Annotated in this window: 1 protein-coding gene; it reads right to left on the bottom strand. The window is 67.2% G+C overall.

The features are described 5' to 3' along the window. Nucleotides 1-907: S1 family peptidase (locus StrepF001_RS45230; RefSeq protein ID WP_240798018.1), on the bottom strand; the 907-nt coding region annotated here is incomplete at its 3' end. Between the last annotated feature and the right edge of the window lie 591 nt (nucleotides 908-1,498).

Here is a 1,498-nt window from a genome sequence, read left to right as displayed (position 1 = left end):
TGGTCTGGATGAGGCCGTAGACGATGTCGCCGCCGCCGTAGTTCACCGTGGCGTTGAGGGCCTGAACGGTGCCGCTGTGAAGCCCGGTGGTGGAGCCGCTGCGCTTGACGGCCTCGCCGACGTAGGCGTTGGCGGCGGAGGTGATGTCCTGGCTGGTGCCGTTGTAGAGGTTGACGGTACCGGGGCGGGTGACGTTGGCGTTGTCGTAGCGGACGAGGCCGTAGTCGTTGGTGGGGAAGCTGGATCCGACGGTCGGGCCGATGTAGGTCGTGAGGCCGGAGTTGGTGTACCAGCTCGGGTAGCCGTCGGTGCAGTGGCCGGCGGTCAGGAAGTAGTACGTGCCGGCGCTGTTGCGGACGTTGAAGCCGGCGGAGCACCGCCAGCCGCCGCTGGCGTAGATCGCGGTGCCGCCGTTGAGCAGCTTGTTGAAGGTGCCGCTGACGCGCTTGATGGTGACCGCGTCACCGTAGGAGGCGGTCGCGGCCTTGAGCTTGGCGAGTTCGGCGCGCGAGACGCTGCTGTCGATGCTCACCACGAGGGTGTTGCTCTTGGGTTCCACGGCCCAGGCCGTGCCGGCGATGTCGGCGGCCTTTGTGGCGTCACCGGCCTTGGCAAGGTGAGCGGAGCTGTAGGTGACGAACTCCGGCACGGCACCGGCCTCGCGTACGGCCTGCGCGGCCTTCTGCGTGGTGACGTTGACGACCGCGGTCTCGGCCTTGGCGTCGTAGTACCAACCGGCGGTGGAGGTGGTGCCGAGGGTCTTGGTGAGCTTGGCCGCGGCCTCGGGCGAAACCTTGACCGTGGGGGCGGCCTGCGCGGTGGGCATCGTGAGCGCCGCCGCAAGGAGCCCGGACGCCACGGCGATCACCCCGGAGCGCCTGGCGATGCGGGGGGTCTTGACCTTCACTCGTTCCTCCTGAGTCGTGGGGAGGCCGGTCAGGGCGGCACGCGACACGATTTTCGACGTGCCCCTGACAAGCGCGGAGTGAAGTATTCCGGGTCCCTGAAGCCGCGAACAAGTGATCAGAAACAGAATTTACGCGCGTAACATATTGGTACGTACCTGAGTTCGGAAAGGTCCAACAGCCCTATGCATTCTGACGATTGAGCTCGTGCCAGCCTAAAGTTGACATTGCCGGACGTTTGCGGGGCAGCCGGAGACCGAGCTTCGCTCTCTCGTCTCAGTAGAGGCCGCCGCCTCGGTCGAACGGCCGGAAGCGAACGGCCGGCCCGGACCCGACCTCGGCCGCACGGTGTAGGACGGGGTCGCGGAACTCCCCCCAAGTCCCGCGCGGCGCCTGTCATCCAATGGCCCGCTCACCAGGGGGCGGTGGCCACCTGACCGTCGCCCGCCGGGTCGCCCGGCGCGACGTTGTCGCGGGGCCACACGCCGGACCGGTGAACCGGCAGCGCTCAGAGGGCGTTTGATCTAGGTGGATTGCCCTTTATCTCCTGGTAAGTTCCTCGCCAGGTGGGTGTCGTCTCGTCCGTTATGCGC

The organism is Streptomyces sp. F001, assembly GCF_004187715.1.
Lineage (GTDB): Bacteria > Actinomycetota > Actinomycetes > Streptomycetales > Streptomycetaceae > Streptomyces > Streptomyces flavusporus.
The sequence above is the reverse complement of the archived record's forward strand: the minus strand, read 5'-3'. Positions and strand labels throughout refer to the sequence as shown.